Source organism: Soonwooa sp. T0.1_25 (assembly GCF_057652215.1).
Window position 1 is genome coordinate 99,517 of the sequence record NZ_JBYFBZ010000003.1, and the last position, 25,876, is coordinate 125,392.

Here is a 25,876-nt window from a genome sequence, read left to right on the forward strand (position 1 = left end):
AGAAAAGGCTTTAATTTATTTTAAAGCCTTTTCTTTTTTTAATAAATTCACAACATGAAAATTTTAATGCTTTGTTTAGGGAATATCTGTCGCAGTCCATTGGCAGAAGGAATATTAAGAAGTAAATTGTCCTCTGACTTTGAGGTTGATAGCGCCGGAACAATCTCGATGCACGAAGGTGAAAAAGCGGATAAGCGTTCTATAAAAGTGGCTGCTAATCACCATGTCGATATTAACGAACATCGCTCGCGCCCGATTACTGCTAAAGATTTTGAAAATTTCGATAGAATCTATTGTATGGATTTGCATAATCTTGAAGATGCATTATCAATGGCGAAAAATGATGAACAACGTGCAAAAGTTAGTTTAATTTTGGATGTTCTTAATTCTGGAAAAAGCAATGAAGTTCCCGATCCTTATTGGGGCGATTTATCCGATTTTGAAAAGGTTTATCAAATGTTGGATGAAGCCTGCGATGTGATTGCAAAGGAAATTAATTTTAATTCAAAAACAATCTAAAGCATGTTATATTTGTTGCCAGCCTATTTGTCAGAAAATTCGCCGCTTGATTATTTTGCGCCAACAATTCGTGAGATAATTATGAATGTCGATCATTTTTTTGTAGAGAACGAAAAAACGGCAAGACGTATTATTAAATTTTTTGCCCCTGAAAAGAAGCAGTCGGAATTAAAATTATATTTACTCGATAAATATTCTGAAACTTCGGACCTTAAAGAAGCGCAAGACTTGATGAAGTCGGATGTGGATTTTGGATTGCTATCAGAAGCCGGCTTGCCATGCATTGGCGATCCCGGAAATATTATGGTGAAATGGTCGCATCAACACAATATAAAAGTTATCCCAGTTAATGGCCCAAGTTCTTTTGTTTTAGCTTTGGTAGCGAGTGGTTTTAACGGACAGCAATTTAGTTTTAGTGGTTATTTGCCGATTGATAAGCAAGAAAAGAAAAAACAGATTCAGCATCTAGAGAGCTTGATGCAGAAGACAGGTTTTACCCAAATTTTTATGGAAACGCCTTATCGTAATAACCAAATGTTGGAGGATTTAATTAAGTATTTACAACCAAATACTCAGCTGTGTATCGCGGCAAACATCAACGATCCTGAGCACGAATTTATCAAAACAAAATCTGCTAAAGATTGGTCAAAATCTAAACCAGAATTACATAAAATCCCAGCCGTTTTTTTAATCGGAAAATAATAAAATACCAAACACAAATACTATGAAAACCACATTTCCATTTTATCTAAAACTCTCGAGTGTGCTTGTAAGTATAGTGATTTTAGGTTTTTTAGCTAAACTTGGCGAACGCATTATTGTACCCATGATTTTGGGTTTGTTATTCTCAATTTTGTTAACGCCCACTAGTCGTTTTTTAGAAAAGAAATTAAGGTTTTCTAGGAGTATGTCATCAATATTTGTTAGCATTTTAGCAATGTTAGCGATTTCGGGTGTTGTTTATATTATGGCGGTTCAGATTGGTAAGTTGTCCGAAGATTGGCCAGCTTTCCAAAAGCAAATTACAGATCTGTTTGATCAGTTGCAGAGTTGGTTTTACAACACATTTGGCGTTAAACGTAGTGAGCAATTAACATATATTAATGATACTGCCAAAAAAAGCATTAGTACAGGGACGGCTATTTTGGAAAAGATTGTCAGCTCGGTTTCTTATGTCTTGATGATATCAGCGTTTACATTTTTGTTCACTTTATTTTTCTTGTTGTATAGGACTCGATTAGTTCATTTTTTAGTATTAAGTTTTAGCAAAGACGAACATAAAAATGTTGTGTACGAAGTTGTTGAAAATATTCAATTTATGGTAAAAAAATATCTAGTAGGTTTGTTTTTACAAATGATAATAGTGATAATTTTGTCCTTTATTGCTTATACAATTATTGGGATTAAATACAATGTCATGTTAGCAGTATTGACGGGCGTTTTCAATATTTTACCATACATCGGCATTTTTACGGCTTTGCTTATTGGCGTTCTCATCACATTTGCAACATCAAGTTTGTCGAGTGTATTATTCTTGGTGATTTCTATAGTTGTAATCCATGCGATAGATGGCAATATTATTATGCCAAAAGTTGTCGGTTCTAAAGTCAAGATTAATTCACTTATTGTGATTATTGGTTTGGTAGTTGGAGAGATGCTTTGGGGGATTTCGGGGATGTTGTTAACGATTCCGATTCTTGCCATTGCAAAAATTGTATTTGACCGTATCGACAATACCAAAGCTTGGGGTTATCTAATGGGCGAAGATCACGATGATGAAACCGAAAAATAATAATTATAATCTCAGAATATTCTGAGATTTTTTATTTGTGAAATCTTTGTAAAACATTTAACCTTTGTTAACGTAAGACTTGCACCAACTTTGCAAATACTATTATTATAAAACACAGTATCATGTTAAATAAAAAAGTAGCCGGTCTTTGGATCGATGGGAGAAAAGCAATTGTTGTAAGTAATCACAATGCCGAAACTATTTCTGATTTTGAAGTAAAAGGAAATCTAAAAGTTGAAGTACAAGTCGGGAATTCTAACGAACATACTGCTAATAATGTTGAAAAAACCAACAGAATAAAATTCTATAAAGAAATAGAAAAAGAAATCACCAACAGTACAGAGCTTTATATTACTGGTCCTGGCACTGCGCAAGAGGAACTTAGAAACTACCTTTTAGAAACGCCTCAATACAAAAATCTAAAGATAACTTTAGGCACAGATTCGCAGCTTAACGATGCAGAAGTTCTTAATGAAGTTAAAAGTCACTACGGTGTCTAAGTCATTTATATCAAATTAAATTTTTCAATATTAAACCATTCGTAAGAGTGGTTTTTTTGTTTTTGTAGGATTATATTTTAAATGAAATTAACACTTTCTAATCGCTTTTCAATCGTTGTGTTGATGGCTTTTTTTGTACTTTTGTTAAAACTGAAAAGTAGAAAATTATGATCTCTAAAAAGTATCTCCAGAATTTACAAAACGAATTACAAAATATCGATAACGAAGGTCTCTTTAAAAGAGAACGTATTATCACCTCACAACAATCTGCGGAGATTGAAGCTAATGGAAAAAAACTTCTTAATTTCTGTGCCAACAATTATTTAGGATTATCTAACCATCCAGAAGTGATGAAGGCGTCGCAAGACATGATTGCATCACATGGTTATGGGATGTCTTCGGTTAGATTTATTTGTGGAACGCAAGATATTCATAAAGAGTTAGAAGCTAAAATTTCTAAATTTTTAGGACTTGAAGACACTATTCTTTATGCTGCATGTTTCGATGCTAATGGCGGGGTTTTCGAACCATTATTCTCGGACGAAGATGCAATTATTTCGGATGAGCTTAACCACGCATCAATTATTGATGGTGTTAGATTGTGTAAAGCTGCTAGATACCGTTATAAAAACAACAATATGGAAGATCTAGAAGCACAATTAATTGAGGCTTCGAAGAAAAATCATAGATTCAAAATCATCGTTACTGACGGGGTTTTCTCGATGGATGGTATTGTTGCTGACCTTAAAGGTGTTTGTGATTTAGCAGATAAATATGATGCTTTAGTAATGGTTGACGACTCTCACGCGACAGGATTTATTGGTAAAACAGGTCGTGGAACGCACGAAGCTAACGACGTTATGGGTAGAGTAGACATCATTACATCAACTTTAGGAAAAGCTTTAGGTGGTGCTTTAGGTGGATTTACTTCTGGTAAAAAAGAAATCATCGATATGTTACGTCAACGTTCTAGACCTTATTTGTTCTCAAATTCTTTGGCGCCAGGTATTGTTGGTGCTGCGATGAAGGTTTTGGATATGATTTCTGATGATACATCTTTGCGCGATAAAGTAATGGACAACGCAGAATATTTTAGAACCGAAATGAAAGCTAAAGGTTTCGATATTCCTGATGGTGACGCTGCAATTGTTCCTGTAATGTTGTATGATGCGCCACTTTCTCAAAAAATGGCGGAAATGCTTATGGATGAAGGTATTTATGTAATCGGATTCTTCTATCCAGTTGTTCCAAAAGGTAAAGCGAGAATTAGAGTTCAGCTTTCTGCAGCGCACACTAGAGAGCATTTGGATAAAGCGATTACTGCTTTCGAAAAAGTTGGAAAAGAATTAGGTGTTATCTAATTTAAAAATATTAAAATACAATTAAAATCCTACATCAACTGTAGAATTTTTTATTTATTGGCAGTAATCTTGCAAATTGTTTGATGTTTTTAATATTTAATAAAAATGAAGAAAGTAGGCCTTGGATTTTTTGCAGTTTTAGTGTTGTCGATGTTGACAAGTTGTGAAGCAGTAAGTACCGTTTTTAAAGCCGGAATGTGGTGGGCTTTTATCTTAATGTTCGCAGGTATTGCCTTAATTATTTGGATCTTATCCAAATTTATGGGAGGAAAGAAGTAACAATTATAAAAAGAAATCCGATGATTAATCATCGGATTTTATATTTATTTTTCGTCGGCAGATGGTCCGTAGATTCCTGGTAGAGGAAGATCTAGCATTCTCATATAGACTGTCAATTGTCCTCTGTGGTGGATCAGGTGATTGGTGATAATGTAACGTACCGCACCTATTCTCGGCAACTGAGAGATAACATTATCGCCAGCTTTCAAAGTCCAATCTTGTAACCAAAAGGCTTCATCTTTAGAATTAACAAAATCAATATTCTTTTGTAGATTCTCATCCAACATTGCTTTTAGCTCATCAAGATTATAATTTCCCATTGGTTTATAATCTACATGAAAATCGAAAACATCTTTATCCGCAGCACCAGCAACCCAAGAATGTAATTCTACAATGTGGATAGCCAATTCTCCAACTGACATCGATTTTTCGTGAGGTTTCCAAGTCCAGTGATCTTGGTTCAGGTTATTGAGAATACGTTTTGTATTGTTAGTCTCGTGTTTTAGTTCCGCTATAATTCCGTCTTTAATGCTCATTTTTATAGGATTATATAAAATTATTTTTTTAAATTTTCCAAAACTTCGCTTAGATCATTATAACCACCGCCATTGTACACGTCAGTTAAACCTTCTGCTTTAAAGTATTCTGCAGCTTTTCCACTTCTGTTTCCGCTTCTACAAAAGAAAATTTTTGTTCCGCTAAGGTTTAGGATTTCTTGTTTACGATCCTCAAGCTCGCCAAGTGGAATATTTTGTGCTTCCTCGATGTGTCCATCCATTTCTAATTCCATTGGTTCGCGAACATCGATTAGGTGATAATTACCAGCTAATAATACATCTTCTATAGCCATTTTATTTAATTTTTTTGATTCTAAACAAAACTACAACTTAATTTTTGGATTCATCTTTTTAGAAATTATAAATTTTATTTAAAATTACTATACTTTTTATTAATGCTTTAGAAAACTTAATTTTGCAATCGTGAATTTATCCGAAAAACTGACGAGATTAATTAAAGATAAAGCCAAGAAATTTGGCTTTCAGTCTTGTGGTATTTCAAAGTCAGAATTTTTGGAAGAAGAAGCGCCAAAGTTGGAAGCTTGGTTGAAAAATAATTTCCATGGCGAGATGAAGTATATGGAAAATTATTTTGACAAACGTCTCGATCCACGATTGTTGGTAGAAGGTTCGCGATCTGTTATTTCGCTCAGTTACAACTATTTTCCGAAGCAAGATATTTTTAAAGATAAATTACAAAAGATTTCAAAATACGCTTATGGTGAAGATTATCATGAAGTTATAAAAGATATTTTACGAGAAATGATTTCGGAACTTCAAGACGAAATTGGAGAATTTAGTTTTCGTGTCTTTGTAGATTCCGCGCCAGTTCTGGAACGTGCTTGGGCAAAAAAGTCCGGTATTGGCTGGGTTGGTAAAAACGCGAATATCATCACAAAACAAAGTGGATCTTTCTTTTTTTTAGCGGAGATTATTTGCGATTTAGATTTAGAATATGATCATGCAACAACCGATCATTGCGGCACTTGTAGAAAATGCATCGATGCTTGCCCAACAGATGCAATTGTCAGTGATAAATTAATTGACGGCTCCAAATGTATTTCTTATGCAACCATCGAATTAAAGGAAGAAATCCCTGATTCGTTCAAAAATAAAATGGAAAATTGGATGTTCGGTTGCGACATTTGTCAAGATGTTTGTCCTTGGAATCGTTTTTCGGCACCGACATTAGAAGAGAAATTCCACCCGAATGAAGCCTTACAAAACTTCACCAAAACGGAGTGGAAAGAAATGACCCAAGAGATTTTTTCTTCGGTTTTCAGAAAGTCACCGGTTAAAAGAACCAAATTTGCGGGTCTTAAGCGCAATTTGGATTTCCTGTCAGATTAATATTTTTTCTGAAATCTTTTTGGCGCTACTTTAACTCGGAATTTGAATCGACGGTTGTTTTTCTGATTTTTTTGCATAAATATTTGCTTGATTGGTTTCCTAAATTTAATGAAAAGCTTTTAATATCAGTTAATTCCGATGTTAATTTTTTGTTTCAATCATCTTAAATTTTATCCTATATTTAATTATTAATTTAAATAATTGATGAAAAAAGTACTTTTTAGTATTCTTAAGATGATAGGCATTATTATCGGAATCGTTTTGTTGTATGTAATTGTTGCGTATTTTCTACCGATGATTCCTGTTAACGCCGAACAAACCAACGATCCCAAAACCATAGAAGCATATATTTTGACCAACGGTGTACACACCGATATTGTGGTGCCGACCAAAACAGAACAAATGGATTGGAGTACCAAAATTTTGTATGCTAATACCAAAGGAAAGCAAACAGATTTCAAATACACCTCGTTTGGTTGGGGAGACAAAGGCTTTTATTTGGACACGCCGACTTGGGCGGATCTTAAATTTTCAACAGCTTTTAATGCCGCATTTTGGTTGAGCGACTCGGCGATGCACGTTACTTTTTATAACCAAATGAAAGAAGGCGACGATTGCAAAAAAATTATGTTGACCGAAAAGCAATATCAAAGCCTTATTAAGTTTATCGATGCGCGATTTGATTATGATTCTAACGGAAATTATGTCTTGATTCCGACAGATGCAGTTTACGGAAATAATGATGCATTCTACGATGCAAAAGGCAGTTATAGCTTTTTGTATACTTGCAATACATGGGCAAATAATGCGCTAAAAGCCGCTGGACAAAAGGCTGCAATTTGGTCGCCATCAGATTTCGGAATTTTCCAACATTATAAATAGAATGAGGACGCTTTGTTTCGTGTTTTTATTGGTGTCATTTTTTAGTTGTTCAAAAGAAATTTTAGAACAGAAAAAATTGATGATTACAGATCAAACTTCCATTAAACAAGAGAAACCAGAACTCGATTTAGAAAAAACAAAACTAAAAGCCGACAAAGCTTTAGCTTTTTGCAAAGAGCAAAATTTTAATACAGATTTTTGCATTCTTATCGATATGAGTTTGCATTCGGGTGTTAAAAGATTCCTCGTTTATGATTTCAAAAAACAAGAGATAACCAATCAATATCTTGTCGGTCACGGTTGTGGCGATGCATCTTGGAGTGCTGACGAGACCAAAGACAATCCCACATTCAGCAATGTTGAGGACAGCCATCGCACGTCGTTGGGCAAGTACAAATTGGGCGCGCGTGGTTACAGCAACTGGGGCGTCAATACCAAATATTTGATGCACGGTTTGGAGGACTCCAACAGCAATGCGGTCAAGCGAATTATCGTGTTCCATTCGTGGGAGAAGATGAGCGACGAAGAGGTTTTTCCGAAAGGTTCGCCCGAAGGTTGGGGCTGTCCAACGATTTCTAACAACTCATTTCGTGAAATCGATCCACAACTTAAAGCCTCCAAAAAGCCAGTTTTGATGTGGATTTACAATTAGTTTAATTTTTATTTTTGCGGACAATTCGGGCTATTCAGGGGTTTCGTCTTCAGAAAGCTCCGCTTTTCCAACGCCTTTTCTTCAGACCGCTCCTTTCAGTCGCGCCCTTACTATCCCGGCCGCAATTTCGGATTCGTTGAGGATTTTGGTTTTTTAGTTTTATTTCCATCGAAAAGCTTAGAGTCTGTTTATATTTTATTGCTAAAATTTTTATAGACAATTTGAGATGGATTTTTTGCTTCATATTTGAAGATTTATCGGGATAAATCAAAAATATGAAGTGAGAAATAGGCTCAAAGAGGCATGAAAATTTAGCAAATAAGGTTGGAACGCTTCAAAAAAAAGTTTTGGTAAAATTTTAAGCAGGCTCTTATTTTTTCTATCCAAAAAGATGATAAAATTCACTAAATTTGCATCTTGTAAATTACAAAGACAAGAGTTGAGAGCCAAGAACTAAGTTGAAAAACTTTAAACCTAAAACTCAAAACTCCAAAACTTGAATAAATATGACTTCACAAGAAATACGCCAGCAATTTTTAGACTTTTTCAAAAGCAAAGAGCACCTTATTGTGCCTTCTGCGCCAATTGTTTTGAAAGATGATCCTACTTTGATGTTCTCCAATTCGGGGATGACGCAGTTCAAGGATTATTTTTTAGGGTATAAAGAGCCAAAAGCTTCAAGAATTGCTGATACACAAAAATGTTTAAGAGTTTCAGGAAAGCACAACGATTTGGACGATGTTGGTCGTGATACCTATCACCACACAATGTTCGAAATGTTGGGCAACTGGTCTTTTGGCGATTATTTCAAGAAAGAAGCCATCGACTGGGCTTGGGAATTGTTGACAAAAGTTTATGGAATTCCAAAGGAAAATCTTTACGTAACTATTTTTGAAGGCGATGCTTCCGAAAATTTGGATAGAGATACCGAAGCTTATGATTTTTGGAAAGCTCATATTGATGAAAGCCGCATTATCAACGGAAACAAAAAAGATAATTTCTGGGAGATGGGCGCAAGTGGACCTTGTGGACCATGTTCGGAAATTCATGTAGATTTGAGAAGTGCTGAAGAAATAGCAAAAATTTCTGGTCTTGAATTGGTAAACAACGACCATCCGCAAGTTGTAGAAATTTGGAATCTCGTTTTCATGCAATACAACCGTAAAGCAGACGGAAGTTTAGAAAATCTTCCAGCAAAACATATCGATACCGGAATGGGCTTCGAGCGTCTTTGTATGGCTTTACAACACAAAGAATCAAATTATGATACTGATGTTTTCACACCTTTAATTGCGAAGGTTGAAGAACTTTCAGGGAAAAAATATACAGGAATTTTAACTGACGAAAAAGACATCGCAATCCGTGTTGTGGTGGATCATATTCGTGCAGTTTCGTTTGCAATTGCCGATGGACAGCTGCCTTCTAACAACGGAGCGGGTTATGTTATCCGTAGAATTTTGAGAAGAGGAATTTCTTATGCTTATCGTTTTTTAGGCATGAAAGAAGCTTTCCTTCATCAGTTGGTTGATGTTTTGAAAAACCAAATGGGCGCAACTTTCCCAGAAATCGTGAAGCAAGAAACCTTGGTGACAGAAGTTATTAAAGAAGAAGAAATTTCTTTCTTAAGAACGATTGAAAACGGTTTGGTAAGAGTACAAAAACTAATTGAACAAACGATTTCAAAAGGAGAAAAAGTACTTCCAAGCGAAGAAGTTTTCGAATTGTACGATACTTACGGTTTTCCAGATGATTTAACGAGAATTATCGCAGAAGAAAAAGGTTTGACGATTGATGAGGCAGGTTTCGAAGCTGAATTGCAAAAGCAAAAACAACGTTCTAAAAAAGATTCGGCAGCGAAAGTTTATGATTGGGTTGTTTTAGAAGAAAAGCCAGAAACTTTCGTTGGTTATGACAAAACGGAAAACGAAGTTGTCATCACTCGTTACCGAAAAATTGAAAATAAAGACGGCGAGTTTTATCAAATTGTTTTAGACAATACGCCTTTCTACCCAGAAGGAGGTGGACAAGTTGGCGACAAAGGAACTATCGAAAATGCGGTTGAAAACATCGAAGTTTTAGAAACTAAAAAAGAAAATAATTTAATTATTTCTTTAATTAAAGAACTTCCGAAAGACGTTTCTGCAGTTTTCTATGCGAAAGTAAATTCGGCTGATAGAAGAAATTCTCAAGGAAATCACTCGGGTACACACTTATTGCATGAAGCTTTGAGAGACGTTTTGGGAACGCATGTTGAGCAAAAAGGTTCTTATGTTGGTCCAGATTATTTGCGTTTCGACTTCTCGCATTTCAGTAAAATGAATGAGGAAGAATTGGCTCTGGTTGAGGAAAAAGTAAACGATAAAATCAAAGAAAATATTGCGCTTCAAGAGTTCAGAAATATCCCAATTCAGGAAGCTTTGGATAAAGGTGCGATGGCTTTATTTGGTGAAAAATATGGCGATAATGTTAGAATGATTCAGTTTGGAAGTTCGAAAGAACTTTGTGGTGGAACGCACGTGAAATCAACTGGTGAAATCGGACATTTTAAATTGGTTTCAGAAGCTTCTGCGGCAGCTGGAATTAGAAGAATTGAAGCTATTTCGGGCGATAAAGCGCAAGAATATTATCAGTCTTTAGAAAATCAGATTTCCGAGCTTTCTCAATTATTGAAATCAAAAGATGTTTTGAAATCTGTTGAGAAATTAATGGAAGAAAATCACCTTTTAAAAGTTGAATTAGACGCTTTCAAAAAAGAAAAAGCAAAAGGCGAAATCTCCGATTGGAAAAACGCTTACGAACAAAAAGGCGACAAACAATTATTAGTAAAGAAAACCTCTTTGGACGCTGCTTCTGTAAAAGACATCGTTTTCGAATTGAAACGTGAAATTCCAAATTCTGTAACGATTATCCTTTCTGACGCTGACGGAAAACCAATGATAACTGTTGGTGTTTCAGCAGATTTGGAATCAAATTACCAAGCTGGAACGATTGTAAAAGATTTGGCAAAAGAAATCCAAGGCGGCGGTGGCGGAAATCCAGGTTTTGCGACTGCTGGTGGAAAGAATTTGGATGGATTGGAAAATGCTTATCAAAAGGCTTTAGGATTGTAAGATAGTCTAAAAGCTTATTAAAAATAAAGAATCGGGAGCAACAAAGTTGCTCCCGATTTTGCTTTTCCGTGAACTGAAAAAAGGTTAAATATATTGATGATTTTTAGCGTTTTTTAATCTTAAGAAAAGAAAAAGTAACAGATCATTCGACTTCCAAAAGAAAACGATAAAGCAAGTAGAAGTTTTCCAATGAATTTGATTTTAAAATACATTTGTAAGTTAGATTGAAATACTGAAATCTATGATAAAGTTGCGTGTTCAAAGGCAGACATAGAGATTTTACAAATGAAAATTATTGTCGAATGATTGTTACAGTTTCCTTTTTCAAACAATACAAATCACCTACTTGCTCTTATTTTGCCATTCTGTATGGGAAGTAGTTAACCACTTTGTCCATAAGATTATTCATTAGTTTGTCAGTTTCATCGATTAGAGAATATTTAGAACCAGCATTCTCGTCCAATTTCCAAACCCAATCGCCAGAAGCACCGTCGAATAAGGTAATTTTGATGATACCTGATTTGCTTTCTTTGTTGTTCATTTTTTGCACATAATCTCCAGCGATAACAGCGTCAACTCCTAATGCTTTCGCAATTTCTTCTTTGCTCGTTGTATAGAGTGTCGACATAATGCCGCTATTTTTTAGTTTAAGATTAGTTGTGCTAATGTCTTGAAATTCAATAGAGTAACTATTTTGATTTCTTAACAAAAATTTGTAAAGACTTTCTTGTACTTTTTCTTCTATTTCTTTTTCGTTGCGGACACGTTCTTTTTTACTGGTAATTTGTTTTTTGTTTTCACCTTCTATGTCAACAGAAAAAGGAATAATTGCTACAGTCTTATGTGCTGTAATATAGTCGTCATAACGTTTTGACAGGAAAATATTTTTGTTTTTTGACTTATCCAAACTCGTTTGTAGCTCAGTACTTTTTTGGAATAATTTTCCTGAAGTAAAAGGATCTGTACCAATAATTCCATTAGTTGCAGCACCCACAATCATGTTTCCAAGACTAGGTTTTTTCTTTTCTTCAGTTGCTTTTGTCGTCACTGTACCAGTCGACTGAACCATCATATTACCTAGATTAGCTGTAGAACCTGCGATTTGGCTGATTGTTTTTGGTTTTTTGATTAAACTATTAATCAATGCTGGATTGCTATTTAATGTATTAACAATATTTGGATTAAGACTAAGTGCTAAAACAACATCTTCATTTTTAGTCAATAATTTTAAAAAATCTGGACTTGCATTGATTGTATTGATAATGTTCGGGTTAGCAATTATTAAATTTAGAACTTGAGGTTCGTCCACAATTGCATCCAATAATTTTTCATTCATGTTTAATGAATTGATTAACTGTGGATTAGCATTAATTGCATTAAGGATTTGTGGATTTTTCTTAATAGCTTTGGTAACTGCCTTTGTTGGAGGCATCGCCATTTGGGCATTAACTTGTGACGCTGCTACAAGGAGAAGCGCAGAAAGTAAAAATTTTTTCATGATGTTAAGATTTGTTTGTTAGTTATTGTTGAAATAAGGGAAATTCTTGTTGAGTCTCTTGATAACATTGACTACGGTTTTTGACATGTCGTAAATTCTGGTTTTAGAATTCTCGTTGATGTATTGCCAAAGCACTTTGTCGCTATCTTTTCCGAAGACGTTAATGGTAAATTTTGATTTGTCTTTCGGATCTAATGTTGGATCTAGGATAGAAGCCGTCGTTTGCGAAAATGTTTTTTCACGCAGGCTTACCGTATCATATTTGTGAGATAATGCATCTTTTCCAAAATCAAAGAATTGTAAATCGATCATGTCATTTAATAACATTTGGTTGATTTTAGAATTCACGATAACTTCGGCAACAGTTTTTTGTTCTTGCGTTAATCCTTTAGAAATTTGTGCAAACAAGTTTTTATCAATGCCTAAATTATCATTAGCATAACTTGCCATAATCTCCTGATGATCGCCTTTTACAATACCATTAAGGACTTCTTTGGTATCAGATAATCTGTACGCAAGTACTTCCAATTCTTCTGGTGTTTTATTAAGAATTGTAAAATCTTCGTCGGCTGCAATACCTAATAATTGATTAATTTTTGAACGGTTATCAATTAGAATATTTGCTGTGGCTTCGTCGTTACCAAGAAGATTTGCGAGTTGGATTTTATCACCCTTTAGAAGAGACAAAATACCTTCTTTATTATTAAGTAACAAGTCCGAAGCTTTGGAAATAGCATTGTCATTAAGCCCCGTTTTTAAACCTGAAAACCAAACTTTAAGCGTTCCTGAAGGCGAATTGTCATTAAGTAAATCGCCTAACAAAGTTGTCGAACTGCCGATAATCTGAGCGAATTGTCCAATCTGGCTGAAGTTAAGTTCTACACCAAAAAGATTTCTGTTTTGCTGTAATAAACCAGTGATAATGTTTTGGATATTTCCGCTGTTGATATTGCTGATAAAATCTTTGTTATTACTGATAAATAAACCAAGTTGCTGGATATCGATACCTTCTAATTTGTTTCCGAAAAGTTGAGTTCCGTTTTGGCTAAGATTATTAATAATCGATTCTTGATCAAGATCTATTAAACTGCTGATGTTGTTTTTATCCGTTAATATTGAAGCATATTTTTGGACGCCATCTGTCGATAATTTGTTACCAATAATTTGACTGCTATTCGCTAGAGCCATATTCACCAATCCAGAATAATCACCTTTGATGATTCCTCCCAATTGGTCTTTATTTTTTAAAATTAAATTGGTATAAAATGAAGTTGACTCGTCTCCGAAACTACCTACCAATCGCCCAACATTATTACCCAAAGCCTCTTGCCAAGCATTAGACGTATCTCCAGATGCTAGCTTGCCGATAAGCTCTTGGTTGTCAATTAAAATATTTCCGAATTCGCCCAACTGATTTTTGTCCAGCACAGTTCCGAAGATATTGGCATCTTTGCTAAGTAAGGATGTCATCATACTTTTAGCATCGCCATTCATCGCATTTCGTAAAAAATCTTTGTTGTTGCCAAGTAGTTTTGCAAATTTCTGAATATCAACATTTTGTATTTGATCTCCGAAGATTTTCAAACCATTTTCTGTCAAATTAGTTACAATCATTTGTGTATCAAAAGATAAAAGCCCGGTGATAGCTTCTTTGTTTGTAAGAAGAGAAGCGTAATTTTTTGCTTCTTCTGATGGTAAAATTTCACCAATTAAAGAAGCATTGTTACTTAGTAAATCACTTGTGAAAGATGTAAAATCACCACTAACAGCTTTCGCAAAAAGATTTTTATTTTTTACAATTAAATCTGTGTAAAAATTAGAAGAAGTTGCCGGCACCATTCCTGATATGGTAGAAATGTTTTTGCTTAACATATCTTGCAAAAGATTAGAAGTATCGCCAGAAGCTATTTTGACAATAATATCAGAATTGTTACTTAGGATTTCTCCAAATTTTCCCAACTGTGCTGCGTCTAGTGCTGTCCCAAGAATATTACTGTCTTTACTTAATAAGGAATTCAGTATTTTTTTTGGATCGCCATCGATAGTACTTTGGATAAATTCTCTATTGTTTGCAATGAGTTTTGCAAATTTTTGTACATCCGCATTTCCTATTTGATCTCCGAAAAGCTGCGCTCCACTTTGTGTTAAAGTCGAAATAATTGATTGCGTATTACCAGACAATAATCCTTTAATAGCTTCTTTATTGGTTAATAAAGCGGCATATTTTTGAGCTTCACCTAGTGGAAGTTTTTCACCAATTAAAGAAATATTATTAACTAATAAATCTGTTGTCAATGCTGTGAAGTCACCCTTCAATGCTTTACCAACTAGTTCTTTATTATTCAATATTAAATTAGAATAAAAAGACGCATTATTACCGCCAATCATGTTGGTTACTTGACCGATATTTTTGTCAAGAACATCATTTAACAAATTGCTAGTGTCACCCGTCGCTAACTTTGCAATAATACTTGCATTGTTGCTAAGCGCCGTTGTCAAAAACGAATTTTGCTCACCTGCATATTTGCTCGTAATACTCGTTACATTACTAGAAATAATATCGAACATAATCCCTTTCGTATTGCCGTCAATTACATTCTGTACAACTTTGGTGTTGTTTTGTATCAACTTGACAACTTGAGGGTTAAGGTTAAGTTCGCTGCCTAATAAGCTAGCATTATTGGAAACTAAATCACTAAATAAATTTGAGGTATCGCCTTTCGTAAGTTTAGTTATCGTTTTTGAATTTTTTGCTGCAATTTCTGCAACTTTTTGCCAATTACCTTCGGGAAGAAGAGATCCAGCAATTGACGTAATTGCGGCAATATCTCCAGATTTTAATTTTTGATAAAACTCACCAGGTTTTGTAATTGCGTCTATTAAAGCATTTGGATTTTTTATAAACTTAAGCGCTTGTAGCCCAGGAATATTTCCTTTAAGCTGAGATATTGCTAAATCACTTAAAGCTTTAGAAAGGTTCTGCCAACCAGTTTTTTGATTATCGACTTCTAGGTCATACGTACAAATAAGCACGGCGTCGACATTTAACAATTTAGCTAAATATGATGGTGGATAGTCGCCTGGATGTAAGAAGTAGCCAATATCCTGAAGAAGTTTATTTGTTATTCTTATGTCTTGTAAATAGATTTCGGATTTGTAATTATCAAATACATCCCAAAACTGTTCTTGCAACAATTTACCAATCATCTGTTGATTTTCAAATTGTTGTTCAGCAATTTCTTCGGTGTAATCTAAAGGTTTGATGTACGATATCGCTGTATTAAAAGGAATAATCGCAATCTTGACATGCTCGTCGATTTCATCTTTGAGATTCTCATCAGCGTATATAACGTCATTTTGGTTAGACTTCAGTAAGGTTGCATACTTGCTTGCAATACTAATAACTGATGTAATCTGGCCAAGTTGAGCGTTGACTAGTGTCATGGGAAATAACGTCACCCCAAACAGGAGGAGAATTGAACATTTTCTTCTCAGCATAATTTTAGTTTTTCGTTAGTTGGTTAATGGTTTTGAGTTAGACATTTATAAGTACTTAACTCGGGTGTTTCAATCTTGCTGACAAAGATGTTTTATTTTAAAATTAAAACTAAACTTCACTGAGGTAGTTATAAGGTAGTTCCGTCTACTACCTAGAAGGGTAGTCTGTTTAATGTGTTGTTTATCAGAATATTGATTGGTTTTTGTTGACAGTTGTTTTTGTTTTTGTAGACAGATTGTCAAAAACTGTTTTTTGATATTTTGGAAGATTATTAGAGATTTTATTGATAATCATAACTTAGGTTTTTGTGCTCTATAGATATTAAAATACTTGCGTTTCAGTTGTTAAAATTGGTAACCTAAAGACTTTTTAAAACGGAATTAACTGCCATTTTACTTATCAAAATTATTTTTTTAATAGGTTAAATATTAATCATCTATTAAATTTTTGTTTAAAAAATCAGGCATTTTAAAATAGCATTAAATGTAGCTTTTCGATGCTTGTTTTAATATTGTTGAGATAAATAACAACTTAAATAATATGAAAAAGAAAAATTTACTTTTACAACTTTGTGGAGCAATGCTTCTTGTGTCTTCTACAATGAGTGCGCAAGAATATAGAAAGATTACACAACCCAATTCAGCGTTTCAAGATATTAATGATAATGGCGTAGCAGTTGGTTTTGGATTAATGTATGATTGGACTACGAAGGTGGTAACTCCTAAAGAATGAGTAGTTTATAGATTGAGGTCTATTAATAATAATGGCGATATGACTGCCGTTGTTACTGTTGGTGTTCAAAAGGTTGCGTCTTACAAGCTGAATGGTAACGATTCTTGGACTTCAATACCATTGCCACCAAATACGGTTAATTCAACTTTATATACAGAAGGGGTTCCGTATCAAATTTCAGAAAATGGAAAGTATATTGTCGGAAGTATAGGCTTATTTAATAATCAATTACAAAAAGATATTGTACTATCTTTCATATTCGATACAACAATAGGAGTTACCAGTAGAGCGTCGAATTCCGATTTCGTAGACGGAACTTTTTTAACAGTTAATAATGCCGGAGATACTGCAGGATGGATTGAGATTCCGTTGACGAGTACGAGAAGAGTGCCGACTTTATATAGTAATTCTGGTGTTTTTAAGTGCATCAAAAATAACAACGGGAATTTGCCACAGGTTATTAATAACGAAGTTAAAGCCATTAATAATAATAATGGGGTAGCGGTTGGACAACTTGATAATTTACCATTTATCTACGATCCTGCCAAAGATACATATACGCAGTTTGCAAACCCTAATCACGCTTAATATTTTGGAGGTGCGTTTTCAAGCATTTCAGAGGATGGGACTATTATAGGAATGTGGTATACTGCTGGGCAAAGTAACCGTTCTGCAACGATATATCATCCGAATTTGGGTACTACACCATTAGATATGAAAGCATATTTAGAATCGAGAGGCGTTACAGTCCAAAGTGGTGGTACTGCTAACAATATGGGCCAGCCTTAGCACTTTCTCCAAATGGAAAATTTATTATTAGTTTTGAAGATGGATCTGCAGTTTTTGCTTACGGATGGATTGTTAATATCCCAGAATTGGTGGTAGCTAGCAATGGGGTGGAGGCCAGTAAACTGACAGTTAATGTATATCCTAATCTCGTTATTGATGACATTAATATTGATCTGAGAACTTCGAAAGATGGCGTTGCAAAAATCGAGCTTTATTCGCTTGATGGTAAACTTATAAAATATGAAAATGAAAATTTATCAAATGGTATTAACCACATTAAAGTTGTTTTTGCTCAAGCTGCAAAAGGAACTAAGAATCTTATCTTGGTTATTAATACACCAGAAGGTAACAGGATTTCTAAAAAGTTGGTAATTAAATAATTACAAGTGTGTGAAGAAAAAGGCTTTCCATTTAAATTGAAAGCCTTTTTTATCAAATATTTTTGGGAGAGTAGAAATACAAGAATTTTTTGTTGGCCATTTCAAAATCTGACCAATCTTCGCAATCTACTTGGTAGGCTGCAACACCGCAAGTTGGAAGATTTATAATTTCGTCCGTTAAATAATTTGCAAAATTCGAAATACCATTATTGTGCGAAAATATAGCGACACAATTGCTATCCTTTGGAAGTCCGTAGATTACGTTTTCAAAATGTTGTTCTCGCGCGTTATAAAGTTGATGCTCAGTCGAAAAATTTTTGTCGAAAACTTTAGAAAATAGCGCGCAAGTATCCTGTGCTCTTTTAGCAGGACTACTAATAAAAGTATCGATGTTAACGGATTTATTTTTTAGGAAATTCGCCATTCTTGGGGCATTTTCTTCTCCTATTTCGGTAAGTGGGCGGTCAAAATCTTCCACGCCTTCTGGCCAGTCGCTCTTGGCATGTCTTATGAGTAAAATTGTTTTCATGTGCTTTTTTTTCTTTAGAAATAAAATTAGGAAAAAAATCTTTTCAAAATTTAATTAATTTGAAAATCAATCTGATATGCATAAAATTTTCTGTTTTAATTTAAAAAAGCAGATTTTATTTATTTTTCTAAATTTAATTTCGTTTAAATTTAAAGTGTTGATAATGAATGCTTTGTGGTGATTTGTAATGTTGGATTATTTTTGAAATTAAACTCTCATATAAATAAAGAAGTATATTAAATTTATTAATTTAAGTATATATTTACGGAAATTATAATTGAAATGGTAACGAAATCAAGAGTCATTTAGAAAATATATTGCGCGAGATAACGCCTTTGTCGTCAGAAGACAGCTTTTTGGTTTTTGATCATATTCATAAATCTTTTGAATTTCCGTACCATTATCATCCCCAAGTCGAACTTAATTTTATCGTTCATGGGAAAGCTTATAAAAGAGTTGTGGGAGATCATTCTGACGAAATCGATGACCTAGAGCTGGTTTTAATTGGACCCAATCTGCCGCATTGTTGTGCAAATCATAATTGTAAAAGTAAGAGATCGCACGAGATTACAATCCAGTTTAATCAAGATTTTTTTTCGCAGGCATTAATGGCTAAAAATATTTTTAAACCGATTAGTAATTTGATGCCCGATTCGATCAAAGGGATTTTATTTTCCCAAGAAACTGCCGAAAAACTAAAGAATTCGCTTTTGAATTTATCAAAAATGAACAGTTTCGATTCTTTTGTTGAGGTTATGAAAATTCTCAACCAACTCGCTAATTCTAAAGACCGCACGCTTTTATCTTCGTACAGCATAGAGCAGGAGAAATTTTCATATAAATACACGATGCAAATTGTACATGATTATGTGCATCAAAATTTTAAATCCAAAATTATGTTAAACGATATCGCAGCATTGGTTAACATAAGTATCCCGACTTTTAACCGTTTTATAAAACAAAGGACAGGAAAGACTTTTATTAATTATCTTAATGATATTCGGGTGAGTTACACGGTGCGTTGGATGTTGGATCGCAACATGACAATTTCGTAGATTGCTTTTGAAGCAGGATTTAAAAATATCGCGAACTTCAACAAGATTTTTAAGTCGGTTAAGAATACAACGCCTTCCGGTTTTAAGGAACAATTTGCCGGAATTAAGAAAATTGAATAGTATTTTTGATAGACAGCATCTACAATTTGTAGACAAAGCCTCTTTTTTTCTAATATTTTAATAATTTGAGAAACTTTTTAATCTCTTTAACATCGTTTTTAATTTGATAATGCTTTTCCGTTTTGTTGGATTTTACAAATAAATCCAAGGTAAATTTGCTAACATCTACTGCAATAAAAACTTTTTCCATAACTTTGATTTTTAAGATTTTAAAGAGAAACTTATCAATAGCTCAACTCCTTTATAATGGGTTTTAAACCCGAATTTCTATTGGATTTTATGATAAGAAGTGTTTAAGTATAAATCGAAATATTAGCCACAACTCTGAGTAAATATTAGTTTACTTAAACACTTTTCTCTTTATCTTAAAGTTATCTCTTTTCTTGTTACAAATCTAAAGGAGTAAAAATCTTAAAGATTTAGTATCGAGAAGTTTTATTGATAAGTTTTCGATACTATTTTTAGCAAAATCTACTCGAACTGACGATAACTTTCTCATCCCGAATTTAGGTTAATTATTAAACGATTGTAATTTTAATAAGAACACACAAATGTATATATACACCTATTTCAAATTTTACTAACTTAAAAAACATCTAATATTAAGAAACAATCTCTTCTTATGATGTTGCTTGCAGGCTTGTTATCGACACAAGTTGAAGCACAGCAAAATCCTCAAACCTTCTGCTATGTAGAAGTTAACAATAATAACTTACTTAACGTAGGTTTTTACACTTTGGCAACGTCTGGAAAGCAAGCCTTTGATTCGGCGATAATTTTTGCTGGAAATATTAATTATGATGCTGCTAAAGTTCGTGCTTAAATTTACAAAAATAACAACGTTACAAAAGTTCTTAACGATGTTAGTCCGTATGTAAGACCATTACAAGCTAAAGGTATTAAAGTTCTTTTGAGTCTTATAGGTAACTATCAAGGCGCTGGAATTCTTAACTTTCAGACACAAGAAGCTGCGAAAGATTTTGCACTTCAATTAGCAAATACAGTCTATACTTATGGTCTTGAGGGTATTGACTTTGATGACGAATATGCGGGATATCCCAAAACGGGTAATATCAAAAATCCTGCATCTTTCACAATGCTTTTACAAGAGTTAAAAGCAGCGATGCCAGATAAACTTTTCACGCTATATGATTATTCTGACGCGTTTGGTGCGCCAATACCAACAATTTATTTGACAAGTGGGGCTGATCGCGCGGGTAACTATATCAATTATGCTTACAATGGGTTGTACGGAACATACATGACGCAGATGTCGACTGCAGTTCCACCTTTAACAAAATCAAAATTAGGTGCAGCAGCTTTTAATGTACAATCGACTTCTACAGCTACTATTAATACACAATCTACAAGAACAAAAACCGATGGTTATGGCGTGATTGTTTGGTACGACCTTCGTCAAGGAGATGCATCGGCTAAGATTTCTACTTCTACTAATAATTTGTATGGTGAGGCAACGACTTTGTCAGGACAAACTTATGCTTGGACATCGGGAGTAACTTGCGAACCACCAATTGGTCTAGATGCTATTAATTTAGCAGGAACTTTCGCAACGCTTTCTTGAACTGGCGACTCTACTAAAACTTATAACATCGATTATAAATTAGCAAACTTATCAAATTGGATATCAGCAGCTACTAATTATTCTGGAAGTGGTCTTTCGATTAATAATTTAACGGCAAATACAGAATATGACTAGAGAATTCAATCTTCTTGTTCGGCTTCTTTAACGAGTACTTATATTTTTGCACCTCGTTTTAATAGTGGTAATGGATGCGTTCCTCCATATAATTTGTCTTCCTCTAATTATAAAGGAACATCTACAATTGTGTCGTGAACGGCTACCAATGTAGGTTCTTATACTATTCAGTACAAAGCTTCAACAGCATCAGATTAGACAACAGTTAATAATGTAACGAGTAATAATTATGACTTACAAGGTTTAACACCTAATACAACTGATCCTGCCAAAGTACAAGGATCTTGTGGAGGACAATCAAGTGCTTATTCTGCAGAGTCTACATTCAAAAGTGGTTTCACACCGGTACAAAGTATAGGTAATCGTTCGCTTTCGTTCAATGGAACCACCAATTATCTTGATGCCGGTAGTTTTAATATTAGTGGTAATGCATTAACGCTTGAAGGTTGGGTTAAAATGAATGCTTTCCAAGCAAATTTCCCATATATTTCATCTGTTGCAGGTATCGAAGGAGGTGACAACAACTTGGCTTTATTACGCTTTGGTGATGGTGATATCCCAACGGGTGATTATTTACAATTTGTTATAAGTATTGGTGGAGCGCAAGTTAAATTGAAATCCGCGACTAAATTTAACAAAAATGCTTGATATCACATTGCAGCAACTTACGATGTTACAGCTATGAAACTTTATCTTAATGGTGCTTTAGATGCAACAGCTGCAGTTTCGGGAGCATTTAACGCAAATGGTAATTTTTTTTTTACCGGCAAGAAATTCTAATAATAACGACAGAAGACTTAACGCTTTCTTGGACGAATTTAGAGTTTGGACAAGAGCTTTATCTGCAGAGGAAGTTGTAGCAATGCAATGTATTGTAGCACCAAATGCTGCTGGATTAGAGGCTAACTGGAAGTTCAACAAAGATAGTGGTGTAGAGGCTTTTGACCAAACGGCTATCACGCATTTCGCAATTTTGAGTAGTATGACAGATGCTAACTGGAGTACAGATGTAGCTTGTGCGGTAGATATGGCAGTTAATGATGTTGCTTCTGCTAAAACTAAAATCTATCCTAATCCAGTTAAAAAAGGTCACGATATTCACTTTGTAACTAAAGAAAAGTCTGCAACTATTTCGCTTAACGACGCTATTGGCAAGTTGGTGAAAACTCAAAAAGTGTCAGGAGAAAAGGCTTCGGTAAGTTCTTCTCACTTAGGTACAGGACTTTACATGTACAAGGTTCAGTCAACAGATAATAATATTATTGATTCTCGAAAAACAAGGGTTAAATAACACTTTTTTCATATATATTTAAATTTTTTTTTTAAAATCAAGGCGCAAATTTGACGTTTAAAAATGTCAGATTTGCGCTTGTTTATCTTATTTTTAAGCCAAAATAAAATGAAACAAATTGTAGGAATAGACATTGGTGGGTCGCATATTACGATGGCACAAGTAACAACCGAAAACCGCGAAACAATCGCTTCAACTTATCTGCGAGAACATGTCGATTCTTTAGCCGAAAATCAAGTTATTTTATCAGCTTGGGTTTCGGCGATACAAAAACTTATTGCTAATCTCGATAAAAATGTAGTGTTATTAGGTGTTGCGATGCGTGGACCTTTCGATTACGAAATCGGAATTTCGTTGATGGCATATGTCAAATTTTTCAATATTATTAATTTGAATGTTAAAAAAGAATTAGCGCAACGACTTTCGATTTCTGAGAAGCAAATTCACTTTATTAATGATGCCGCTGCATTTTTGGAAGGCGAAATTTTTGATGGTGTAGTTCAAAATCATAGAAGAGTTTTTGGGATTACTTTAGGAACTGGACTTGGGAGCACTTTTTATGATGGCAAAATCACAACAGACGAAGATTTGTGGGATTCGCCATATAAAACAAGTATTTTTGAAAATTATTTGACAACCAATTGGTCTATTAAACGTTATAAAGAATTAACAGGCGCAGATATTTCTGGTACTAAAGATTTACGAGAAAAATCAGAAGACCTCCGAACTATAATTTTTGATGAGTACGCGGATCACTTCAGTGATTTTGTTGTGCAACATGTCAAAGCTTATAATCCGAAAGTTTTGGTGATTGGCGGTAATATTGCAAAAGCTTATCCTTATTTTCAGGAAAAACTGACTAATAATCTTGAGAATAATAACATTAATTTACCAATAAAAATATCTGCAATTTTTGAAGATGCAGCCATTCTTGGCGCCGCAAGTTATGCCTTGAAACAATCGTCAAATTATTAATAAAATTATGAAAATGAAATTCTTATTTACTTCACTTTTTGTTTTTTTTAATCTTATCGTTTTTGGTCAAAATTCGCCAGTCGATTATGTTAATCCTTTTATGGGGACGCAGTCGAAGCCGTCTTTGTCAAACGGAAATACGTATCCTGCAGTTGGACTTCCGTGGGGAATGAATCTTTGGACGCCACAAACGGGAAAGATGGGCGACGGTTGGGCTTACAGTTACGATGCAGACAAAATTAGAGGTTTTAAACAAACACATCAGCCATCGCCTTGGATGAATGATTATGGCGCTTTTGCTATTATGCCAGGTGTTGGAAAACCGAAATTTAAGGAGGAAGATAGAGCAAGTTGGTTTAGCCACAAAGCTGAAATTTCAACACCTTATTTTTATAGCGTTTATCTAGCAGACGCGAATGTTACAACCGCTTTCACGCCAACGGAAAGAGCGTCTTTTTTTAAGTTTGATTTTCCAAAAACGGACAGTGCTTACGTGGTTATCGACGCTTTGGACAAAGGTTCTTATATTAAAATCCTTCCTAAAGAACGCAAAATTATTGGCTATACAACCAAATATGCTTCAGGAAAATATGAGAATTTTAAAAACTATTTTGTTGTTCAGTTTGATAAAGATTTTGATTTAACAACAACTTGGAAGGATGATCAATTTGTAAATAACCAACTAGAAATTACATCAAATCATGCTGGTGCAGTTGTTGGTTTTAAACTTAAAAATAAAGAATCGGTTTATGCAAAAGTGGCTTCATCTTTTATCAGTTTTGAACAAGCTGAATTAAATTTAAAAAGAGAAATCGCTAACAAAACTTTTGATCAAGTAAAAACCGAAGCCAAAGATATTTGGAACAAAACTTTAAGTAAAATCGAAGTTAAGGGAGGAACAGATCAACAGACAAGGACTTTCTATTCGTCGTTGTACAGAACTTTATTTTTCCCTCAAAAACTTTATGAGATTGATGCTCAAAACAAAATCAAACATTGGAGTCCATACAACGGAAAAATTATGGATGGAAGAATGTTTGCTGGTACAGGTTTTTGGGATACTTTCCGTGCGTTATATCCATTGTTGAATTTGGTTTATCCAAGCATTAATGTAGAAATGCAAGAAGGTTTGGCTAATGCATATAAAGAAGGCCGATTTTTGCCAGAGTGGAGTAGTCCTGGATATTCCGATATTATGATTGGGAATAATTCGGCGTCGGTTGTCGCGGATGCTTATCTTAAAGGTCTTCGCGGTTACGACATCAAAACACTTTGGGAAGCTGTAAAACACGGTGCAAACAACGAAGGACCGATGAGCGCGGTCGGTAGAAAAGGCGTTGATTATTACAATACTTTGGGTTATGTGCCTTATGATGTTAAAATTAACGAAAATGCTGCTAGAACTTTAGAATATGCTTATGATGATTTTGCAATTTATGAATTAGGAAAAGCTTTGGGGAAACCAGCTTCGGAGATTGATATTTATAAAAAAAGAGCTTATAATTATAAAAACCTTTTTGATAAAGAAACAGGTTGGATGCGTGGCAAAAACAAAGACGGAAAATTCCAATCGCCTTTTAATCCTTACAAATGGGGCGATGCTTTCACGGAAGGAAATAGCCTACACTATACGTGGTCGGTTTTCCAAGATGTTGATGGATTGGCTACTTTAATAGGTGGCAAAAAGAAATTCGAAGCAAAGTTGGACGAAATTTTTACAATTCCTCCCGTTTTCGATGACAGTTATTATGGTTTTGTAATCCACGAAATTCGCGAAATGCAGATTATGGATATGGGACAATATGTCCACGGAAATCAACCGGTACAACACATGATTTATCTTTATAACTATGCTGAAGCACCATACAAAACGCAATATTGGACAAGAAAGGTTATGGATAAATTGTATCAACCAACGCCTGATGGTTATTGTGGTGACGAGGATAATGGACAGACCTCGGCTTGGTATATTTTCTCGGCTTTAGGTTTTTATCCAGTGACGCCAGCGACGGATCAATATGTTTTGGGAGCGCCATTGTTTAAGAATGCGATTATTCATTTAGAAAACGGAAATTCAATCAAGATCAACGCACCAGAAAATAATGCTGACAATCTTTATGTCAATAGTTTAAAGGTGAATAATCAAGCTTATTCTAAAAACTGGTTAAGTCATAAAGAATTGATGAAAGGCGCGGTTTTGGATTTTAAAATGGATAAAACTCCAAATAAACAAAGAGTAAGTGAGGAAAAGGATTTCCCTTACTCAATGTCAAAAGAAAAGTAAAATTT

The 25,876-nt window shown here is 34.4% G+C and carries 28 protein-coding genes; 22 read left to right on the top strand and 6 right to left on the bottom strand.

The genetic code is table 11. From position 1 onward, the window contains the following. The first annotated feature begins 54 nt into the window (after positions 1-54). The 6 genes from AC23MB_RS05635 (at position 55) to AC23MB_RS05660 (ending at position 4,451) form a co-directional block, all read left to right on the top strand. Positions 55-519: a low molecular weight protein-tyrosine-phosphatase gene (locus AC23MB_RS05635; RefSeq protein ID WP_312322588.1), complete on the top strand. Its 465-nt coding sequence runs from the start codon at positions 55-57 to the stop codon at positions 517-519. A gap of 3 nt (positions 520-522) precedes the next feature. Then, complete coding sequence (locus tag AC23MB_RS05640; RefSeq protein WP_487786731.1) at positions 523-1,221, top strand: SAM-dependent methyltransferase; 699 nt, start codon at positions 523-525, stop codon at positions 1,219-1,221. A 22-nt stretch (positions 1,222-1,243) separates the two neighbouring features. Beyond that, positions 1,244-2,311 carry an AI-2E family transporter gene (locus tag AC23MB_RS05645; protein ID WP_312322584.1) on the top strand — a complete coding sequence of 356 codons (1,068 nt, stop codon included), beginning with the start codon at positions 1,244-1,246 and terminating at the stop codon, positions 2,309-2,311. 122 nt (positions 2,312-2,433) lie between these two features. Then, on the top strand, positions 2,434-2,811 hold the full coding sequence (locus tag AC23MB_RS05650; protein ID WP_313029844.1) for a hypothetical protein: 378 nt from the start codon (positions 2,434-2,436) through the stop codon (positions 2,809-2,811). 167 nt (positions 2,812-2,978) lie between these two features. After that, entirely contained in the window at positions 2,979-4,172 is a 1,194-nt protein-coding gene (kbl, locus tag AC23MB_RS05655; protein ID WP_374329320.1) for a glycine C-acetyltransferase, read from the top strand. 105 nt (positions 4,173-4,277) lie between these two features. Then, positions 4,278-4,451 carry a phosphatidate cytidylyltransferase gene (locus AC23MB_RS05660; protein ID WP_312323451.1) on the top strand — a complete coding sequence of 58 codons (174 nt, stop codon included), beginning with the start codon at positions 4,278-4,280 and terminating at the stop codon, positions 4,449-4,451. A 44-nt stretch (positions 4,452-4,495) separates the two neighbouring features. On the opposite strand, the gene AC23MB_RS05665 is transcribed toward AC23MB_RS05660, so the two are convergent. Together AC23MB_RS05665 and AC23MB_RS05670 are read right to left on the bottom strand one after the other, a co-directional pair. Further along, positions 4,496-4,987: a DinB family protein gene (locus tag AC23MB_RS05665; RefSeq protein ID WP_312323452.1), complete on the bottom strand. Its 492-nt coding sequence runs from the start codon at positions 4,985-4,987 to the stop codon at positions 4,496-4,498. 20 nt (positions 4,988-5,007) lie between these two features. Beyond that, positions 5,008-5,301, bottom strand: a complete 294-nt coding sequence (locus AC23MB_RS05670) for a rhodanese-like domain-containing protein (RefSeq protein WP_312323453.1) — start codon at positions 5,299-5,301, stop codon at positions 5,008-5,010. Positions 5,302-5,431: 130 nt separating this feature from the next. Between AC23MB_RS05670 and queG the strand changes: the two genes are divergently transcribed. The 4 genes from queG to alaS all read left to right on the top strand — a co-directional run bounded on the left by queG (position 5,432) and on the right by alaS (position 11,002). Beyond that, positions 5,432-6,358 (top strand): tRNA epoxyqueuosine(34) reductase QueG, encoded by a 927-nt coding sequence (gene queG, locus AC23MB_RS05675; RefSeq protein ID WP_312323454.1) that lies wholly within the window; start codon positions 5,432-5,434, stop codon positions 6,356-6,358. Positions 6,359-6,562: 204 nt separating this feature from the next. Beyond that, on the top strand, positions 6,563-7,240 hold the full coding sequence (locus AC23MB_RS05680) for a TIGR02117 family protein (RefSeq protein ID WP_313029835.1): 678 nt from the start codon (positions 6,563-6,565) through the stop codon (positions 7,238-7,240). Positions 7,241-7,319: 79 nt separating this feature from the next. Continuing rightward, the gene (locus tag AC23MB_RS05685) at positions 7,320-7,892 is read left to right on the top strand and encodes a murein L,D-transpeptidase catalytic domain-containing protein (RefSeq protein ID WP_312323456.1); all 573 of its coding nucleotides are present in this window, start codon (positions 7,320-7,322) and stop codon (positions 7,890-7,892) included. A 506-nt stretch (positions 7,893-8,398) separates the two neighbouring features. Beyond that, positions 8,399-11,002, top strand: a complete 2,604-nt coding sequence (gene alaS, locus AC23MB_RS05690) for an alanine--tRNA ligase (protein ID WP_487786732.1) — start codon at positions 8,399-8,401, stop codon at positions 11,000-11,002. A gap of 352 nt (positions 11,003-11,354) precedes the next feature. On the opposite strand, the gene AC23MB_RS05695 is transcribed toward alaS, so the two are convergent. Continuing rightward, the gene (locus tag AC23MB_RS05695) at positions 11,355-12,500 is read right to left on the bottom strand and encodes a hypothetical protein (RefSeq protein ID WP_312324512.1); all 1,146 of its coding nucleotides are present in this window, start codon (positions 12,498-12,500) and stop codon (positions 11,355-11,357) included. Positions 12,501-12,518: 18 nt separating this feature from the next. After that, entirely contained in the window at positions 12,519-15,944 is a 3,426-nt protein-coding gene (locus AC23MB_RS05700; protein ID WP_487786733.1) for a hypothetical protein, read from the bottom strand. 595 nt (positions 15,945-16,539) lie between these two features. Here AC23MB_RS05700 and AC23MB_RS05705 point away from each other — a divergent pair. From AC23MB_RS05705 to AC23MB_RS05720, 4 genes are all read left to right on the top strand, one after another. Then, a complete protein-coding gene (locus tag AC23MB_RS05705) occupies positions 16,540-16,731 on the top strand; it encodes a hypothetical protein (protein ID WP_487786734.1) in 192 nt (63 codons plus the stop codon). A gap of 12 nt (positions 16,732-16,743) precedes the next feature. Further along, the gene (locus tag AC23MB_RS05710) at positions 16,744-17,319 is read left to right on the top strand and encodes a hypothetical protein (protein ID WP_487786735.1); all 576 of its coding nucleotides are present in this window, start codon (positions 16,744-16,746) and stop codon (positions 17,317-17,319) included. A gap of 51 nt (positions 17,320-17,370) precedes the next feature. Beyond that, a complete protein-coding gene (locus AC23MB_RS05715) occupies positions 17,371-17,520 on the top strand; it encodes a hypothetical protein (RefSeq protein ID WP_312323372.1) in 150 nt (49 codons plus the stop codon). Between the two features lie 89 nt (positions 17,521-17,609). After that, positions 17,610-17,900, top strand: a complete 291-nt coding sequence (locus AC23MB_RS05720) for a T9SS type A sorting domain-containing protein (RefSeq protein WP_312323375.1) — start codon at positions 17,610-17,612, stop codon at positions 17,898-17,900. Positions 17,901-17,952: 52 nt separating this feature from the next. Here AC23MB_RS05720 and AC23MB_RS05725 read toward each other — a convergent pair whose 3' ends face one another. Continuing rightward, positions 17,953-18,429 carry a SixA phosphatase family protein gene (locus AC23MB_RS05725; RefSeq protein ID WP_312323373.1) on the bottom strand — a complete coding sequence of 159 codons (477 nt, stop codon included), beginning with the start codon at positions 18,427-18,429 and terminating at the stop codon, positions 17,953-17,955. 317 nt (positions 18,430-18,746) lie between these two features. On the opposite strand from AC23MB_RS05725, the gene AC23MB_RS05730 reads away from it, so the two are divergent. After that, on the top strand, positions 18,747-19,484 hold the full coding sequence (locus AC23MB_RS05730; protein WP_487786736.1) for an AraC family transcriptional regulator: 738 nt from the start codon (positions 18,747-18,749) through the stop codon (positions 19,482-19,484). A 169-nt stretch (positions 19,485-19,653) separates the two neighbouring features. Here AC23MB_RS05730 and AC23MB_RS05735 read toward each other — a convergent pair whose 3' ends face one another. Then, complete coding sequence (locus AC23MB_RS05735) at positions 19,654-19,794, bottom strand: hypothetical protein (RefSeq protein ID WP_374329089.1); 141 nt, start codon at positions 19,792-19,794, stop codon at positions 19,654-19,656. Between the two features lie 432 nt (positions 19,795-20,226). On the opposite strand from AC23MB_RS05735, the gene AC23MB_RS05740 reads away from it, so the two are divergent. From AC23MB_RS05740 to AC23MB_RS05770, 7 genes are all read left to right on the top strand, one after another. After that, complete coding sequence (locus AC23MB_RS05740; protein ID WP_312323409.1) at positions 20,227-20,427, top strand: hypothetical protein; 201 nt, start codon at positions 20,227-20,229, stop codon at positions 20,425-20,427. A 75-nt stretch (positions 20,428-20,502) separates the two neighbouring features. Continuing rightward, the gene (locus tag AC23MB_RS05745; protein WP_374329097.1) at positions 20,503-21,186 is read left to right on the top strand and encodes a glycoside hydrolase family 18 protein; all 684 of its coding nucleotides are present in this window, start codon (positions 20,503-20,505) and stop codon (positions 21,184-21,186) included. Positions 21,187-21,777: 591 nt separating this feature from the next. Further along, positions 21,778-21,969: a hypothetical protein gene (locus AC23MB_RS05750; protein WP_312323410.1), complete on the top strand. Its 192-nt coding sequence runs from the start codon at positions 21,778-21,780 to the stop codon at positions 21,967-21,969. A 33-nt stretch (positions 21,970-22,002) separates the two neighbouring features. After that, positions 22,003-22,101: a hypothetical protein gene (locus AC23MB_RS05755; RefSeq protein WP_409456520.1), complete on the top strand. Its 99-nt coding sequence runs from the start codon at positions 22,003-22,005 to the stop codon at positions 22,099-22,101. Beyond that, positions 22,067-22,612, top strand: a complete 546-nt coding sequence (locus tag AC23MB_RS05760; RefSeq protein ID WP_312323411.1) for a T9SS type A sorting domain-containing protein — start codon at positions 22,067-22,069, stop codon at positions 22,610-22,612. The genes AC23MB_RS05755 and AC23MB_RS05760 overlap by 35 nt, the downstream gene beginning before the upstream one ends. 108 nt (positions 22,613-22,720) lie before the next feature. Next, positions 22,721-23,587 carry an ROK family protein gene (locus tag AC23MB_RS05765; RefSeq protein ID WP_487786737.1) on the top strand — a complete coding sequence of 289 codons (867 nt, stop codon included), beginning with the start codon at positions 22,721-22,723 and terminating at the stop codon, positions 23,585-23,587. A 13-nt stretch (positions 23,588-23,600) separates the two neighbouring features. Continuing rightward, a complete protein-coding gene (locus tag AC23MB_RS05770; RefSeq protein WP_487786738.1) occupies positions 23,601-25,871 on the top strand; it encodes a GH92 family glycosyl hydrolase in 2,271 nt (756 codons plus the stop codon). Positions 25,872-25,876: the final 5 nt, after the last annotated feature.

Bases quoted from the DNA above. Each gene is read 5' to 3' on its own strand.
- AC23MB_RS05760 (WP_312323411.1), top strand. From the start codon at position 22,067: ATGGTAATTTTTTTTTTACCGGCAAGAAATTCTAATAATAACGACAGA.
- AC23MB_RS05640 (WP_487786731.1), top strand. From the start codon at position 523: ATGTTATATTTGTTGCCAGCCTATTTGTCAGAAAATTCGCCGCTTGAT.
- AC23MB_RS05670 (WP_312323453.1), bottom strand. From the start codon at position 5,301: ATGGCTATAGAAGATGTATTATTAGCTGGTAATTATCACCTAATCGAT.
- AC23MB_RS05660 (WP_312323451.1), top strand. From the start codon at position 4,278: ATGAAGAAAGTAGGCCTTGGATTTTTTGCAGTTTTAGTGTTGTCGATG.
- AC23MB_RS05650 (WP_313029844.1), top strand. From the start codon at position 2,434: ATGTTAAATAAAAAAGTAGCCGGTCTTTGGATCGATGGGAGAAAAGCA.
- AC23MB_RS05715 (WP_312323372.1), top strand. From the start codon at position 17,371: ATGTGGTATACTGCTGGGCAAAGTAACCGTTCTGCAACGATATATCAT.
- kbl (WP_374329320.1), top strand. From the start codon at position 2,979: ATGATCTCTAAAAAGTATCTCCAGAATTTACAAAACGAATTACAAAAT.
- AC23MB_RS05680 (WP_313029835.1), top strand. From the start codon at position 6,563: ATGAAAAAAGTACTTTTTAGTATTCTTAAGATGATAGGCATTATTATC.
- AC23MB_RS05750 (WP_312323410.1), top strand. From the start codon at position 21,778: ATGAATGCTTTCCAAGCAAATTTCCCATATATTTCATCTGTTGCAGGT.
- AC23MB_RS05755 (WP_409456520.1), top strand. From the start codon at position 22,003: ATGAAACTTTATCTTAATGGTGCTTTAGATGCAACAGCTGCAGTTTCG.
- AC23MB_RS05665 (WP_312323452.1), bottom strand. From the start codon at position 4,987: ATGAGCATTAAAGACGGAATTATAGCGGAACTAAAACACGAGACTAAC.
- AC23MB_RS05725 (WP_312323373.1), bottom strand. From the start codon at position 18,429: ATGAAAACAATTTTACTCATAAGACATGCCAAGAGCGACTGGCCAGAA.
- AC23MB_RS05705 (WP_487786734.1), top strand. From the start codon at position 16,540: ATGAAAAAGAAAAATTTACTTTTACAACTTTGTGGAGCAATGCTTCTT.
- AC23MB_RS05645 (WP_312322584.1), top strand. From the start codon at position 1,244: ATGAAAACCACATTTCCATTTTATCTAAAACTCTCGAGTGTGCTTGTA.
- AC23MB_RS05685 (WP_312323456.1), top strand. From the start codon at position 7,320: ATGATTACAGATCAAACTTCCATTAAACAAGAGAAACCAGAACTCGAT.
- AC23MB_RS05765 (WP_487786737.1), top strand. From the start codon at position 22,721: ATGAAACAAATTGTAGGAATAGACATTGGTGGGTCGCATATTACGATG.
- AC23MB_RS05695 (WP_312324512.1), bottom strand. From the start codon at position 12,500: ATGAAAAAATTTTTACTTTCTGCGCTTCTCCTTGTAGCAGCGTCACAA.
- AC23MB_RS05740 (WP_312323409.1), top strand. From the start codon at position 20,227: ATGATGTTGCTTGCAGGCTTGTTATCGACACAAGTTGAAGCACAGCAA.
- AC23MB_RS05770 (WP_487786738.1), top strand. From the start codon at position 23,601: ATGAAATTCTTATTTACTTCACTTTTTGTTTTTTTTAATCTTATCGTT.
- AC23MB_RS05700 (WP_487786733.1), bottom strand. From the start codon at position 15,944: ATGACACTAGTCAACGCTCAACTTGGCCAGATTACATCAGTTATTAGT.
- alaS (WP_487786732.1), top strand. From the start codon at position 8,399: ATGACTTCACAAGAAATACGCCAGCAATTTTTAGACTTTTTCAAAAGC.
- AC23MB_RS05735 (WP_374329089.1), bottom strand. From the start codon at position 19,794: ATGGAAAAAGTTTTTATTGCAGTAGATGTTAGCAAATTTACCTTGGAT.
- AC23MB_RS05635 (WP_312322588.1), top strand. From the start codon at position 55: ATGAAAATTTTAATGCTTTGTTTAGGGAATATCTGTCGCAGTCCATTG.